The organism is Micromonospora palomenae, from assembly GCF_007829925.1.
GTDB lineage: Bacteria > Actinomycetota > Actinomycetes > Mycobacteriales > Micromonosporaceae > Micromonospora > Micromonospora purpureochromogenes.
This window is the reverse complement of the sequence record NZ_VIXA01000003.1, coordinates 179,724-193,577: the sequence shown is the minus strand read 5'-3', so window position 1 is coordinate 193,577 and position 13,854 is coordinate 179,724. Positions and strand designations below refer to the sequence as shown.

The 13,854-nt window shown below is 73.7% G+C and carries 15 protein-coding genes; 1 reads left to right on the top strand and 14 read right to left on the bottom strand.

Features of this window, described 5'->3' with window-relative positions:
• Positions 1 to 90 precede the first annotated feature (90 nt).
• The 7 genes from FHX75_RS21835 to FHX75_RS21805 all read right to left on the bottom strand — a co-directional run bounded on the left by FHX75_RS21835 (position 91) and on the right by FHX75_RS21805 (position 4,554).
• Positions 91 to 546 carry a pyridoxamine 5'-phosphate oxidase family protein gene (locus FHX75_RS21835; RefSeq protein WP_154942215.1) on the bottom strand — a complete coding sequence of 152 codons (456 nt, stop codon included), beginning with the start codon at positions 544 to 546 and terminating at the stop codon, positions 91 to 93.
• A 117-nt stretch (positions 547 to 663) separates the two neighbouring features.
• Positions 664 to 1,290, bottom strand: a complete 627-nt coding sequence (locus tag FHX75_RS21830; RefSeq protein WP_154942214.1) for a VOC family protein — start codon at positions 1,288 to 1,290, stop codon at positions 664 to 666.
• Between the two features lie 5 nt (positions 1,291 to 1,295).
• Positions 1,296 to 1,760: a helix-turn-helix transcriptional regulator gene (locus FHX75_RS21825; protein WP_154942213.1), complete on the bottom strand. Its 465-nt coding sequence runs from the start codon at positions 1,758 to 1,760 to the stop codon at positions 1,296 to 1,298.
• Positions 1,761 to 1,840: 80 nt separating this feature from the next.
• The gene (locus tag FHX75_RS21820; RefSeq protein WP_154942212.1) at positions 1,841 to 2,251 is read right to left on the bottom strand and encodes a VOC family protein; all 411 of its coding nucleotides are present in this window, start codon (positions 2,249 to 2,251) and stop codon (positions 1,841 to 1,843) included.
• Positions 2,252 to 2,330: 79 nt separating this feature from the next.
• Positions 2,331 to 2,651 carry a divalent-cation tolerance protein CutA gene (gene cutA / locus FHX75_RS21815; protein ID WP_154942211.1) on the bottom strand — a complete coding sequence of 107 codons (321 nt, stop codon included), beginning with the start codon at positions 2,649 to 2,651 and terminating at the stop codon, positions 2,331 to 2,333.
• 47 nt (positions 2,652 to 2,698) lie between these two features.
• On the bottom strand, positions 2,699 to 3,721 hold the full coding sequence (locus FHX75_RS21810) for a 1-acyl-sn-glycerol-3-phosphate acyltransferase (protein ID WP_154942210.1): 1,023 nt from the start codon (positions 3,719 to 3,721) through the stop codon (positions 2,699 to 2,701).
• On the bottom strand, positions 3,721 to 4,554 hold the full coding sequence (locus FHX75_RS21805; protein ID WP_154942209.1) for a patatin-like phospholipase family protein: 834 nt from the start codon (positions 4,552 to 4,554) through the stop codon (positions 3,721 to 3,723). Before FHX75_RS21805 ends, FHX75_RS21810 begins: the two co-directional genes overlap by 1 nt.
• Before the next feature lie 192 nt (positions 4,555 to 4,746).
• Between FHX75_RS21805 and FHX75_RS21800 the strand changes: the two genes are divergently transcribed.
• Positions 4,747 to 6,225, top strand: a complete 1,479-nt coding sequence (locus tag FHX75_RS21800; protein WP_154942208.1) for a serine/threonine-protein kinase — start codon at positions 4,747 to 4,749, stop codon at positions 6,223 to 6,225.
• Between the two features lie 37 nt (positions 6,226 to 6,262).
• On the opposite strand, the gene FHX75_RS21795 is transcribed toward FHX75_RS21800, so the two are convergent.
• From FHX75_RS21795 to FHX75_RS21765, 7 genes are all read right to left on the bottom strand, one after another.
• Positions 6,263 to 7,318 carry a glycosyltransferase family 4 protein gene (locus tag FHX75_RS21795; RefSeq protein WP_154942707.1) on the bottom strand — a complete coding sequence of 352 codons (1,056 nt, stop codon included), beginning with the start codon at positions 7,316 to 7,318 and terminating at the stop codon, positions 6,263 to 6,265.
• Positions 7,319 to 7,469: 151 nt separating this feature from the next.
• A complete protein-coding gene (locus tag FHX75_RS21790; protein ID WP_154942207.1) occupies positions 7,470 to 8,141 on the bottom strand; it encodes a BON domain-containing protein in 672 nt (223 codons plus the stop codon).
• A 188-nt stretch (positions 8,142 to 8,329) separates the two neighbouring features.
• A complete protein-coding gene (locus tag FHX75_RS21785) occupies positions 8,330 to 9,952 on the bottom strand; it encodes a trypsin-like peptidase domain-containing protein (protein ID WP_154942206.1) in 1,623 nt (540 codons plus the stop codon).
• Between the two features lie 62 nt (positions 9,953 to 10,014).
• Positions 10,015 to 11,571: a sensor histidine kinase gene (locus FHX75_RS21780; protein WP_154942205.1), complete on the bottom strand. Its 1,557-nt coding sequence runs from the start codon at positions 11,569 to 11,571 to the stop codon at positions 10,015 to 10,017.
• A gap of 55 nt (positions 11,572 to 11,626) precedes the next feature.
• Positions 11,627 to 12,328: a response regulator transcription factor gene (locus FHX75_RS21775; RefSeq protein WP_154942204.1), complete on the bottom strand. Its 702-nt coding sequence runs from the start codon at positions 12,326 to 12,328 to the stop codon at positions 11,627 to 11,629.
• Positions 12,329 to 12,396: 68 nt separating this feature from the next.
• On the bottom strand, positions 12,397 to 12,999 hold the full coding sequence (locus tag FHX75_RS21770; RefSeq protein ID WP_154942203.1) for a PadR family transcriptional regulator: 603 nt from the start codon (positions 12,997 to 12,999) through the stop codon (positions 12,397 to 12,399).
• Positions 12,996 to 13,832 carry a DUF4097 family beta strand repeat-containing protein gene (locus FHX75_RS21765; protein ID WP_154942202.1) on the bottom strand — a complete coding sequence of 279 codons (837 nt, stop codon included), beginning with the start codon at positions 13,830 to 13,832 and terminating at the stop codon, positions 12,996 to 12,998. The genes FHX75_RS21770 and FHX75_RS21765 overlap by 4 nt, the downstream gene beginning before the upstream one ends.
• Positions 13,833 to 13,854: the final 22 nt, after the last annotated feature.

Below are 13,854 nucleotides of genomic sequence, written 5' to 3'. Positions count from 1 at the left end.
ATCCTCGCGGCCGGGCGGGGGCGCGCCCAGAGTGCGCGTACCTAGGTTGGTCAACCTGCCGCCCGCGGCGGTGGTGTTCCCGTGCGGCGGTCAGCCGAGCCAGCGGCCGTCGCGCATGAGGTTTCGTCCCTGCAGCTCGTTCGCCTCCCGCCAGGCCTGGATGCGCCGCGGCCGGATCAGGAAGTACTGGTAGGGCTCGTCGAGTTCGCGCGGGTCGAAACCGGTCCTGGTCGCGAACGCGTCGCCCAGCTCCGGGCCGAGGTCGGCGATGGCCACCGGCTCGGCGGTGCCGTCGACGACGACGACGTCGCGCGTCGGCCCGAGGCTGAGCCGCACCCGGCCGTCCGCCAGCAGGTTGCGGCCGGTGACCGAGGCGCGCGGCGTCGAGATGACGAACGCGGTCCCGTCCCAGAGGTACGAGAGCGGAATGAGGTGGACGCCGCCCGGGGAACCCGACGTCGCGACCCAGAGATCGACCTCGCTCTCCAGTTTCGCGCGGGTGTCCCGCAGCCTCTCCTCGAGCCCACGCGGCGGCGCGCCGGTCATGCTTCCTCCCAGTCACTTCGGTGCGAGCCCTTTCCTCTAGTGGAGGGGCTCCGTCGGTCATCGGTCGGTTCACCGGCGGCCGCCTCGTGATCGGCCGCCGGTTAGGGCACGCAGCCGTCAGGGCGTGGGTGCCAGCGAGGTGGCCTCCCAGGCGAACCCGTCCGGGTCGGTGCACGGCCCGGCAGCGCCGCCGATCATGAGCCGGTGCGACCCGGTGCCGTCGGGAGCGACGCCGACGTCCTTGGCCAGGGCACGGCGCCGGTACAGCGCCAGCTTGACGGGACTCGACCCGGCAGCGAACTCGACGTACATCCGGCTGAAGCTCTTCGCCACGGCAAGGCCGCGCTCGACGTAGAACCGCTTGCTCGCGGCCACGTCCGCGACCCCGAGCAGGAGCACGATCTCGTCGATCTGCCGGGTGGCCGGGCCGGTGTCCTTCTTCGCCGAGGTCGCGACCTTCCAGATCGTCCCGTCCGGGGCCTGTACGACACCGCCGTAGCCCCAGAGCGACTTTGCGGCAGGCTTCAGCGACGTGGCGCCGGCGTCCAGGGCAGCGCCGATGAAGCCGTCGACGGTGGCCGGCTGGGACACCGTGAGGGCCAGCAGGAACCCGCGGAAGCCGGTCGTCGGCGCCTCCGAGGCCCGCAGGCGGATCTGCGTGTCCAACCCGAAGGCGGCGGTGTAGAAGCGGCTGGCGGCCGTGGGGTCGGCCACTTCGAGGGTGACGGATTCGATGTTTGCCATGGTCATCACGCTAGGTGCGGCTCGGCGACCGGCGCTTCTCGATTCCTGACCGGTCTGGTCACCTGCTTCGCCACACACGGCGGCATCCCCGCCGCAGCGCCCGTCGCCCGGTGTCGGTAGGCGCTGGGCGGCATGCCGACCAGCTCGGTGAAGCGGGTGCTGAAGGTGCCGAGCGACGGGCAGCCGACCGCGAAGCACACCTCGGTGACGCTGAGGTCGCCACGGCGCAGCAGCGCCATGGCACGCTCGATGCGCCGCGTCATCAGATAGGCGTACGGCGACTCGCCGTAGGCCCGCCGGAACTGGTGGCTGAGGTGCCCGGCCGACATGTTCGCGCCGCGGGCGAGCGCCTCGACGTCCAGCGGCTGTGCGTACTCCCGGTCGATCCGGTCGCGGACCCGGCGCCACCGCGCGAGGTCACTCAGGCGCTGCGCCTCGGCGAGTGCGCGCCCCCACGAGGGGTGACACATGAGGGAACTCCTTTCATCGATACCCGAGAGCACCCGGGCGCCTGCCGAGCAGGCGACCGGGTGCTCGACGACCGGAGGGCTCAGCGCAGCTCCTGGATGCGGACCAGGTTGCCGGCGGGATCGCGGAAGGCGCAGTCGCGGATGCCGTACGGCTGCTCGATCGGCTCCTGGACGACCTCGGCGTCCCCGGCCTGCACCTTCTCGAAGGTGCCGTCGAGGTCCCGGGTGGCCAGCAGGATCCAGCCGTAGGTGCCCTTGGCCATCATCTCGGCGATGGTGCGGCGCTCGTCCTCGGTGACCCCGGGGTCGGCGGCGGGCGGCGCCAGGAGGATGGACGTGTCGGGCTGGCCGACGGGGCCGACCGTGATCCACCGCATCTTGCCCTGTCCGACGTCGCTGCGGACCTCGAAGCCGAGGACGTCGCGGTAGAAGGCCAGGGAGGCGTCCGGGTCGACATGCGGCAGGAAGCTGGTGTGAATGGTGATGTCCATGGCGATCACGTTAGGTGCGGCGCCATGACCGCACTTCTCGATTCCTGATCGATCCGGCCACCTGCTCCGCCAGGTACACCTAGGTGCGGGTGTTCTCGTGCACCCAGGCGGCGTACGCCGGCTCCCCGCACTCCACCCGGGACACCAGGATCTCCGGCACCTCGTACGGGTGGGCGGCGCGGATCCGGTCGACCAGCGCGACCACCCGGTCGGGGGCGGTCTTGAACTGCACCGACCACTCGGTGCCGGTCTCCACGGCGGACCGCCACCAGTAGGTGCTGTCGACCTGGCCGCCCACCTGCGCGCAGGCCGCCAGCCGCCCGGCGACCGCCTCGGCCGCGAGCGCGTCCGCGACCGGGCGCGCGTCCACCACCGTCGTGACCACGCAGATCTGTTCCATCAGCGCACCCTACGCGGCGTCGCCACCGGCGGGCCCGACCCGCGCGGTCAGCCGGTGGACACGCCGTCGCGGTTGGCGGCGATCCAGGTGTCGATCCGGGCCCACCAGTCGAAGAGCCAGTCGATGCGCTCCTGCCGGTCGGTCGGCACCTCCTCCGGCGGCACCGACCAGAAGCGCATCACGATCCGCTTGTCCATCGGCAGCTCCCGCCAGACGTCGGCCACGGTGACCATCCGGTCCAGCCCGGTGTGCGCCACGAAGATCACCCCGGCGTCCGGGGCGGCGTCCAGCGCGGCGAGCAGTCCGCCGGGCTGCGGCGCCAGCACGTGCCGCATCCGCTCGGCGCGCGACGCCATCCGCTCCAGCCCGAGCGCGCGGAGCCGGGCGATGGCCCGCAGCCGGCGGCCGGGCGTGAAGTTGCCACCCTCCGGGAAGATCACGAACGCGTCGTCGTCGTCGAGGTCGGTGGCGAGCTGGCCGATCTGCCGGACCGCCGAGTCACGGCCGTCCCGGCCGGGCGCGATGAACCGGTTGGGCAGCCGGTTGAGCAGCACGTCGATCGCCGGGTCCCACTGGAGGCTCTCCTTGAGCACGATCCGCGGCTCGCGATGGAACCAGTTGACCAGCGCGTGGATCAGGATGAACGAGTCACCCGGCCCGGCGTGCCGGCAGAGCACCAGCTCCGGCCGGCCGGGCAGGGCCGTGTCCGGGTCGGTGCCGACCACGTCGATGGTCAGCCGCAGCGTCCAGCGGGCCTGCCAGAAGAGCACCCGCAGGAAGCGGCCGGCGAGCACGTAGTGCGCGCGCTGGAAGGCCGGCGAGCGCTTGCGCAGCCCGAACCCGGACGCCAGCCAGAGCAGGAAGAGCGCGGCCAGCGCCGCCGCGTCCCAGACCAGGTAGACGGAGCCGATCCAGAGCAGGCGCAGCGGCCGCAGCCGGCCGGGCACGAAGGGCGACAGTGCCAGGCCGAGCAGCGCCCAGACCGGCACCGTGGTGACCACCGCCAGCGCGAGCAGCACCACGCCGGGGGCCAGCAGCATCCGGCGTAACCACCGGGGTGGCAGCGGCATCAGCGGTCCAGTTGGGTGGCCAGGTAGTGCCGGGAGGCGGTGTAGGCCCGGCTGATCCGCCGCCCCACCGCCGCCATGTCCCGGTAGGCCCACGGGCTGTCGTCGCGGGGATTCAGCCCACCGGTGGGCAGCACGTGCACCTCCACCCCGTCGGGCAGCGCCGCCATCTCCCGGGCGAACCGGTGCCGCCGGGCGATCTCGAACGCGACCTGGGCGATCTCCCAGGGCCGCTGGGGCGGCGTCAGCTCCCGTTCGATCCGTCCCACCTGGAGTACGAAGATCTGCCGCGCGCCCAGCGCGACCGCCTCGCCGATTGGAATGGAGTTGACGATCCCCCCGTCGACGTAGTGCTGGTCGTCGATCCGGGCCGGTGGCAGCAGCCCCGGCACGGAGGCCGAGGCGAGCACGGCCGGCACCAGCGGACCGCTGTCGAACCAGTGCTCGGCGGCCCGCTCGATGTTCGCCGCGCAGCAGCGGAACGGCACCTTCAGGTCGGCGAAGGTGGTCTCGGCGCCCAGTTCGGACTCCAGCAGCTTGCGCAGCGGCCGGGGCGAGTGCAGGTGGGTACGCGCGGCGAACCGGCGCAGCTGGCGGGCCACCGAGTCGCCGTACACCTCGCTCGCCTCCGGCGAGGCCCAGAGCCGGACCAGCCGATCGGTGACCGCCTCGGTCGGGTCGGCGGCGACCAGTGCGCCGTTGACCGCCCCGATGGACGTCCCGAGCACCACGTCCGGGCGGATCCGGGCGCGGAACAAGGCGCGCAGCATGCCCACCTCGACCGCGCCGAGCACTCCCCCGCCGCCGAGCACGAACGCCACCGGACCCCCAGCCATGTCGTTCATCCTGGCACGTGCCCGCCGCCCGACCGGGTCCAGCCGCTGGTCACCCGGGTGCGGCCAGGTTCAGGTGGCGGCGTGCGAGCCGTCCACGACGGAGGGTGACCGCGAATCCGGACGACCGTTGACACGGCGGACACATTCCCGCAACCTGATACCGCCCCCACCCCCAGGCAGGTGCGATCACTGATGGCAGCGCTGCACGCCGGCAGGTTGCTGGCCCGCCGGTACCGGCTCGTCGACCAGATCGGGGCCGGTGGCATGTCGGTGATCTGGCGGGCCCGCGACGAGGTGCTCGACCGGATCGTCGCGGTCAAGGTGCTCGCCCCCTCCCTGGCCGCGGACGCCCGCTTCCGGGACATGGTCCGCGAGGAGGCCCGCTCCGCCGCCCAACTGGTCCACCCGCACGTGACCTCGGTGCACGACTACGGCGAGACGCTGGCCCCGGACGGCTCGATCACCTCGTTCGTGGTGATGGAGCTGCTCACCGGGGAGGAGCTGGAGCACCGGCTCACCGAGGGGCCGCTGCCCTGGGCCGAGGCGGTCGAGGTGGGCGCCCAGGTGGCCGAGGCCCTCGCGGCCGCGCACCGGCTCGGCATCGTGCACCGGGACATCACCCCGTCCAACGTGATGATGACCCGGGTCGGCGCGAAGGTGCTGGACTTCGGCATCGCCACCCACGTCGGCGCCCCGGACGAGGACGAGGACGGCGGCACCTTCGGCACCCCCGCGTACGTCGCGCCGGAGCGGCTGGACGGGGCGCCGGCCCAGCCGGCCACCGACGTCTACTCCCTCGGCGTGCTGCTCTACGAGACGCTGACCGGCCAGGTGCCGTACCCGGCGGACACCTGGGAGCAGCTCGGCGAGGCGCTGGCCGCCGACGAACCGCCCACCCTGGACGGCGTGCCGGGGCTGCCGGCGGCTGTCGCCCGTACCTGCCTGCGCTGCCTGGCCCGCGACCCGCGCGACCGGCCCACCGCACACCAGGTGGCCGCGGCGCTGCGCGACCAGTTGCTGCCCGGCGACCCGCAGGCGGCCACGATGCTCGCGCCGACCGTGACCCTGCCCGCGCTGCCCGCCCAGGCAGGCGGGCAGGAAGCCGGGCAGGCGGAGCCGGCCGGGCGACCCGCACAGGCCGGAGCGCCGTCGCGGCGACGTCGGCCGCTGCTGGTGGTGGCCGCGCTGGTGGTGGTGACCACGGCCGCCGCGCTGCTCGCCCCGACCCTGGTGCCGGAGTCGACGCCGCCGCCGGACGCCCGGCGGACCGGCGCCCCGGCGGTGCAGCCGACGATCCCGCCCGCCGAGCCGTCCACCTCCCCTCCCCGGGAGTCGACCGCGGCGGCGACCAGCGCGCCGCCCTCCCGACCGCGATCCACCCCGGACGGCGGGCAGGGCGCCGGTGGGCTCACCGAGGCCGCCGAGCGGCTGCGCCGGCTGATCGACGACGGGGTGCGCAGCGGCGACGTCCGCGCCGACGTCGGCACCGACCTGCGCAACGTGCTGGCCAACCTGACCCGGTCGGCCGCCGACGGGCGGTCCGACCTGGCCGAGCCGGTGGCGCTGCTGCGCGAGAAGGTCACCCACCGCGTCGACGAGGGCGGCATCACCCCGGCGTACGCGCGCCGGCTCGACGCGGCCATCGTGGACCTCGGCACCAGCCGGGTCTGACCTCCGGTCGGGGCTGCGCCGGTCCCTCGACCCGCGGTCAGCGGGTGGCGACCGGCGTCGGCTCCCGGGCCGGCGCGGCGGCGCCGAGGGCGAGCTGCCGGTACACCGCCTCGTAGCCCTCCGCCATCCGGTCCGTGGAGAAGCTCCGGGCCACGTGCGCGACGGAGGCCTGCGGATCCAGCCGGTCCGCCGCGCACAGCGCCGCCGGCAGCTCCTCGGCGTGGTCGCGGATCAGCCCGGTGACCCCGTCCACCACCAGCTCCGGCACGGCGCCGCGGCGCAGCGCCACGACCGGCGTACCGGTCGCCATCGCCTCCACCATCACCATGCCGAACGGCTCGTCCCACTGGATCGGCATGATCAGGCAGCGCGCGTCCACCATCAGCCGGATGGTCGCCTCCCGGTCGGCGTTGAACACCACGGTGACGTCCTCGTCCAGCAGCGGCTCGACGACCTCGGCGAAGTAGCGCCGCTCGGCCGGCTCGTTGCACTTGCCGGCCAGGGTCAGCGGCAGGCCGGCCTCCCGGCAGGCGCGGATCGCGAGGTCCGGGCCCTTGTCCGGACTGAACCGGGCCAGCCAGAGCACCGGGCCCCGGCCGGGGCCCTGCTTGTGCGGGAACTCCCGCACGTCCATCGCGTTGTGCACGGTCCCGACCCAGGGCAGGCCCGGGTTCAGTCGGCGCTGCGTGTGCGAGATGGCCACCAGCCCCACGCCCCGGTCGACGTCGCTGAGCACGGTGCCGTACTCGCCGACGGGGTTGCCGTGCACGGTGGCCACGGTCGGCACCGCCCGCCGGCCGGCGACCAGCGGGCCGATCGTGGTGTGGTCGTGGATCACGTCGAAGTCGGCCGCGGTGACCAGATGCTTCACCCGGGCCAGGTGGGCCAGCTCCGGCAGCGCCTCGCCCAGCCGGGCGTACTGGAGGTCGTCGACGGTGGAGACGAAGTCGGCGGCGGTGCCGTGGTGCCGGCCCGCGCCGAACAGGGTCACCGCGTGACCGCGCTCGACCAGCCGGTCCACCAGCCCGTGCACCACCTGCTCCAGCCCGCCGTAGCCGGGCGGCGGCACCGACAGCCACGGCGGGACCACCATCGCGATCCGCAGCGGCCCTCCCGGCGGGCTTTCCGACGGACGGTGGGTCACGGCCACAGGTCCTCCCCGTTGCTTCCCGGTGAGCGGAATCGGCGGCGATTTCCCCACCCCGGCTGCGCTAAACGGACATTCGTCGGACGCGGCAGGCGGCTCACCCGGTGACGACGAGACGGTCGTCGACGGCCCGTACGCCCGGTGCCGACCAGGCGACCCGCTCCGCCTCGTCCCGCTCCCACCAGGAGCGGACCGTGCCGCCCAGGACGACGGTGTCGCCGGCCAGCTCGACGGTGATCGCCTCGGTGCCGGTCCGGCGGCGCAACGCCCGGCGCAGGTCCAGGGCGGTCTGCTCGGCGCTGGGCGGGGCCGGCGGCACCACCTCGACCAGGTTGGTCACCCCGCGTACGCCCCGCAGCCGGCGCAGCTCCTGCTCGGCGGTGCGCCGCTGGTAGCCGAACTCCACCTCGCCGCGCAGCATCAGCCAGCCGGCGGAGACCGTCACGTCCAGCCGCTCGGCGGGCACGAAGCTGTCCCACTCCAGCGCCCGTACGGCGGCGAGGGCGAGTTCGCCGTCGTCCTGACCGTCCAGGCCGGGCAGGCGTACCTCGATGTCGTCGGCGACCGCCCGCACGCCTCGTACCCGGTGCGCGCAGCGCTGCGCCGCCCACTTGCGGGCGTAGCTGTCCACCCGGCCGGTCAGGGTGACCACGCCGTCGGCGACGCTCACCCCGATCTCGTGCGGCTGGGCCTGCGGGTCCCAGGCCAGTTCGTCGAGCACGTCGCGCTGGATGTGCGGATCGGTGCGGGTGGCCGCTGCCGTCGTCATGGCGTCCCCTCCCGTGCGGTCGGCTCCTGGCGAGGATGCCGACTCCTCGGGTGAGGCCGGCTCACCCTGGCGGGGTGAACCGGCACCGGACCGGCGTCGGGGGCCACGGGGTGCGAAAAAGGCGACGGGTGACGGAGCCAACCCCCTTGGCTCCGCCACCCGCCGCCCCGGAGGAGGCAGGTCTGGTGTTATGACGTTTCGGCGAGCGTCACGGTTGCCTTCGCCTCGACACCATTTCGCTTGTAGGTCACCTCGACCCGGTCGCCGACCTTGCCGGCCTGCACGGCGCCGACCAGGTCGTTGGAGTCGTTGACCACCTTGTCGCCGAACCGGGTGATCACGTCGCCCCGCTGGATGCCGGCCTTCTCGGCGGCGCTGCCCGGCACGACCGCGGCGACCAGCGCCCCGCCGTCCTCGGCGGCATTGACGCTCACCCCGAGGGACGGGTGGCTGACCTTCTCGCCGCGCTGGAGCTTCTCGGCGACGTCCTTGGCCTTGTTGCTGGGGATCGCGAAGCCGACCCCGATGTTGCCGCTGCTGCCCTGTCCGGCGGTGGCGATCGCGGTGTTGATGCCGATCACCTCGCCCCGGGTGTTGACCAGCGCGCCGCCGGAGTTGCCGGGGTTGATCGGCGCGTCGGTCTGGAGCAGCCCGGAGATCGAGCTGGCGCCCTGCTGCGGGTTCTGCTGCTGCCCGTTCTCGCCGGCCTGGATGGTCCGGTCCCGGGCGCTGAGGATGCCGGCGGTGACCGAGCCCTGCAGGCCCAGCGGGCTGCCCAGGGCGAGCACCTGGTCGCCGACCTGCATCCCGTCGCTGTCGCCGAACTTCGCGGCCTTCAGGTCGCTGACGCCGCCGGCCTTGACCACGGCGAGGTCGGTCTTCGGGTCGGTACCGACGATCTTGGCCTGGGCGGTCTTGCCGTCGGCGAAGACCACCCGGACGGTGTCGCCGGAGGCGGAGGCGACCACGTGGTTGTTGGTCAACACGAAGCCGTCCGCGCTCAGGATCACGCCGGAGCCCTCGCCGTTGTCCGTGATGATGGAGACCACGCTGTCCTGCACGGCGGCGGCGATCTTCGGCAGGTCGGCGCTGTTGATCACCGGGGCGGCCGAGTAGGTGCGGGTGATGCCGCCGGAGTCGCCGTCGACCGCGAGAGCGAGCGCGCCACCGGCCACGCCGGAGCCGAGCATCAGGGCGAAGACCGCCACGCCGGCGCCGACGAACTTGGCCACCTTCGAGGGACGCGGACCGGCGGCCCAGGGCGGCACCGGCTGACCTCCGTGCTGCGGCGGGACCGGCCCACCAGGCCCCTGCGCACCCGGGTAGCCCGCCGTCCAGCCGGACTGCTGCCCGGGCTGCCCCGGCTGGTAGCCGGCGGCCGGGTACTGACCGGCGGACGGGTACGGCTGGTAGCCGGGTCGGTAGGCCTGCTCGCCACCGTGCGCCCCGCCCGGGTACGGCGCGGCGGAGGCCTGCCCCGCCTGCGGGTACCCGGCCGACGGGTACCCGGCACCGGAGATCTGGCCGGCGTACGGCGCGGCGGAGGTCTGCCCGGCGCCCGGGTACGGGCCGGCGGAGGTCTGGCCGGCGTACGGGGCGGCCGAGGTCTGGGCGTCCGGCGTGGTGGCGGCGCTCGGCTGGGTGCCGGCCGGCTCCCCCGCGGTGCCGGCGGCGTCGCCCGGGGCGGCCGGGCGAGGTTCGGTGGAGTCGGACTGCCCAGGCTCGACGCGGGACAGCTCGGCGGTGGGGTGCGACGGCTCCGCGTCGGGGGCGGCCGGCCGCCGCTGCGGGTCGGTCTCGAACTCGGTCATGGCTCCACTTTCTCCCGTCGCACTGGCACCAGCCTGGAACCCGCCTGAATGTTTTCTGAAAGTCACTCGGTCTCGCCGTCGGCGTCCGGCAGCAGCGGCAGCCGGACCCGGAAGGTCGCCCCGCCGCCCGGGGTCTCGGCGACCTGCACGGTGCCGTGGTGGGCGGTGACCAGGGCGGCGACGATGGCCAGCCCCAGCCCGGTGCTGGTGATCCCGCTCGCCCGGCGGGTCCGGGCCGCGTCGGCGCGGTAGAAGCGCTCGAACACCCGCTCGGCCTGCTCCGGGGTGAGGCCCGGACCGGTGTCGGCCACCTCGACCACGGCCAGGTTCCCCGGCTCGGCGCGCAGGCGCAGGGTGACCGACGCCTCGGGCGGGGTGTGGGTGAGCGCGTTGGTCATCAGGTTGCCGATGACCTGCCGCAACCGGGCGTCGTCGCCGTGCACCACCAGCGGGCCCGAGCCGGGCTCGATCTCCAGGTCGATCCGCCGGTCGGGGGCGACCACCCGCGCGGCCTGCACGGCGTCGGAGGCGAGCACCGGCAGCTCGATCGGGGCCAGCGAGAGCGGCCGTTCCCGGTCCAGCCGGGCCAGCAGCAGCAGGTCCTCCACCAGCAGCCCCATCCGGGCCGCCTCGTCCTCGATGCGGCGCAGCAGGTCGGCGGTCTGCTCGGGCGCGCGGGCCGCGCCCTGCCGGTACAGCTCGGCGAAGCCCCGGATGGTGGTCAGCGGGGTACGCAGCTCGTGTGAGGCGTCCGCGACGAACTGCCGCATCCGCTCCTCCGAGCGGCGGGCCCGCGCCTCGGAGACCTGCGCGGCGTGTGCCGCGTCCCGGGCGCCGGCCTCGGCCGAGCGGGCGGCGGTCTCCGACGCGGCCCGGGCGGTGAAGGCGGCCTCGATCTGGGCCAGCATCGCGTTCAGCGCGCGGGAGAGCCGGCCCAGCTCGGAGGTCGCGCACTCCTGCCCCTCCTCCGGGTCGGGCACCCGTCTGCTGAGGTCGCCGCCGGCGATCGCGGCGGCGGTGCGTTCGATCTCCACCAGCGGCTTGAGGCTGGTCCGTACGATCGCCGCGCCGATCGAGGCGAGCAGGATCAGCACCGCCCCGCCGACCAGGAGGTCTATCCAGACCAGCCGCTTGACGGCCAGGTCGACGTCGGTGAGGTTCTGGGCGATCGCCGCCATCTGTCCGTTGGGCAGCTGGGCGTAGAGGATCCGCCAGCGGACCGCGCTGTCGCGCCCCCGCACCGTGTACGGGTCGCCGGTCCGTTCGGCGAACCCCTGCCCGTCGGCGGGCCAGGCCGGCAGATCCTCGGTGTCGAAGCGGGAGTTGTCGTACTGGTAGCCGAGAACCTTGCCGGTGTCCCGGTCGGTCACCACCACCAGGTAGTCGGTCGGGATGATCGGCTGGTCGGCGCGCGGGGTCACCACCGCGGTTTCGATGTTGCGCACGGAGGTCCGCAGCTCGGCGTCCACCTGTCCGACCAGGTAGTTGCGGAGGAAGTACGTGGTCAGCGAGCTGATCACGACCAGCGCGGCGGCGACCAGCGCCAGCACCGCCGCGACCAGCTTGATCCGCAACGGGACGCTGCGGAGTCGGCCCTTCGCGTCGTGCAGGACGCTCATCGGTGCACCGTGGTTCGCGACTGCGGGGCTCGCGGAACCGGCTCGGTCCTCGCGCTCACGCTGTCGGCTTGCGCAGCACGTAGCCCACCCCGCGCAGGGTGTGGATCAGCCGGGGCTGGGTGTTGTCCACCTTGCGGCGCAGGTACGAGATGTAGGACTCGACGATGTTGTCGTCGCCCCGGAAGTCGTAGTTCCAGACGTGGTCGAGGATCTGCGCCTTGCTGAGCACCCGGTTGGCGTTGAGCATCAGGTAGCGCAGCAGCTTGAACTCGGTCGGCGAGAGCTGCACCCGCTGGCCGGCCCGGTGCACCTCGTGGGTCTCCTCGTCCAGCTCCAGGTCGGCGAAGGTGAGCCGGGAGGGGGCGTGCTCGCCGGTGGCCGTACGCCGCAGCACCGCGCGGATCCGGGCGGTCAACTCCTCCAGGCTGAACGGCTTGGTGACGTAGTCGTCGCCGCCCAGGGTGAGCCCACGGATCTTGTCGTCGGTGGCGTCCCGCGCCGTCAGGAACACCACCGGGGTACGGGTGCCGCCCTCGCGCAGCATCCGGATGACCTCGAAGCCGTCCAGGTCGGGCAGCATCACGTCGAGGACCACGAGGTCGGGACGGTGGTCCTTCGCGGTGCTCAACGCCGCGCTGCCGCTGGTGGCGGTGGCCACGTCGAAGCCGGCGAAGCGCAGGCTGGCGGAGAGCAGTTCGAGGATGTTGGGATCGTCCTCGACGACGAGCAGTCGCGCCTCGGTCTGGGTAGCGGCCATGCCCGCCATCATCCGCGACGCGGCTGCGCCGGCGCTGGACGCTTCCTGAAAAGACCCTGTGAGCCGCGTCAGCGCAGCAGCCGGCGGAGCCCGTCGAGCGCCCCGTCGAGGACCCGGATCGCCGTACGCAACTGGTTGTCGGAGAGTCGGTGCGCCCGGACCAGCCCGCCGACCTCCATGGTGAAGGCGGCCAGCCGCTGGTCGAACTCGGTCAGCAGCGGTGAGGCGGCGGGAGCGGGAGCCGGCGGCGGCACCGGCCGGTCCCAGCGGGCCTGCCGGGTCTGCCGGGCCGCCTCGCGCAGCTCGCGCTTGAGGTCCCGGACCGAGCCGCGAACCTCGGTCTGGATCTCCCCGGCGAGGGTGGAGAGGTCCTGCACCGAGGCGGTGATGTCGGCCTCCAGGGTGGCCAGCTCGTCGGCGCGCTGCCGCAGCTCCGCCCGGCCGACCTCGGTGATGTCGTAGACCTTGCGGCCGCCGGCCGCGGTGTGGGTGACCAGCCCCTCCACCTCCAACCGTTGCAGGCGGGGATAGATCGTGCCGGCGCTCGGGGCGTACAGGCCGAGGAAGCGGTCCTCCAGCAGCCGGATCAGCTCGTAGCCGTGCTTCGGGCCGTCGTCGAGCAGCTTGAGCAGGTAGAGCCGGAGCCGCCCGTGACTGAACACGGCGGTCACGGCAGCTCCTCCTGGTCGTCGTCCACCGGACGGGCGAGCAGCGCGATGCTGCCCGACGTCGCGGAGGCCCAGAGCTTACCCTCGCCCGCTCCCAGGACTCCCTCGCTGTCGCGCACCGCGGCCAACCCGCGGCTGGCCAGCACCTGGGGGAAGCCGCTGGTGATGCGGCCGGAGGCGGTGTGCAGCCGGACGGCGAGGTCGCTGTCCTCCCGGACCCGGACCGTGATGCTGCCGGAGATGGTGCTGAGCCGGATCTCGCTGCGGCGGGGGTTGTCGAAGTCGCAGGTGATCGCGCCGGAGACGGTGTGCGCGCGGACCTGGCCCGGCGCGCTGTCGGCCAGGATGACCTCGCCGGAAACGGTCTCCAGGGTGACCTCCCCGGCCACCCCGAGCGCCTCCACCGGACCGGAGACGATCTTCGCGGCGGTGGCGCCGCGCAGCCCCATCAAAGTGATCTGGCCGGAGGTCACGTCGGCCCGGGTCCGCCCGCGCAGCCCGGAGGCGACCAGCGAGCCGTCGATCAGTTTGAGGGTGGCCGCCACGTGGGCGGGGACCGCGACGGAGACGTCGACCCGGGGCCAGCGGGCCAGTGGGCCGACCCACCGGAACACCTCCGGCCAGCGGAACTTCCGCTCCTGGACGACGCTGAGCCGGCCGTCGCGGTGCTCGACGTGGATCGGCCGGCCCTCGCCGCCGGCCTGGGTGATGTCGACCCGGGCCAGGCCGTCGGTGGCGACCACGTTGAGCCGACCGCTGATCAGCCGCACGTCGAGCTCGGTGACCGGGTCGTCCAGGGTGAAGCGTCGCGGCTGCTCGACCGTCCAGCGGGTCATGACGTGCTCCCCTCGATGCGCA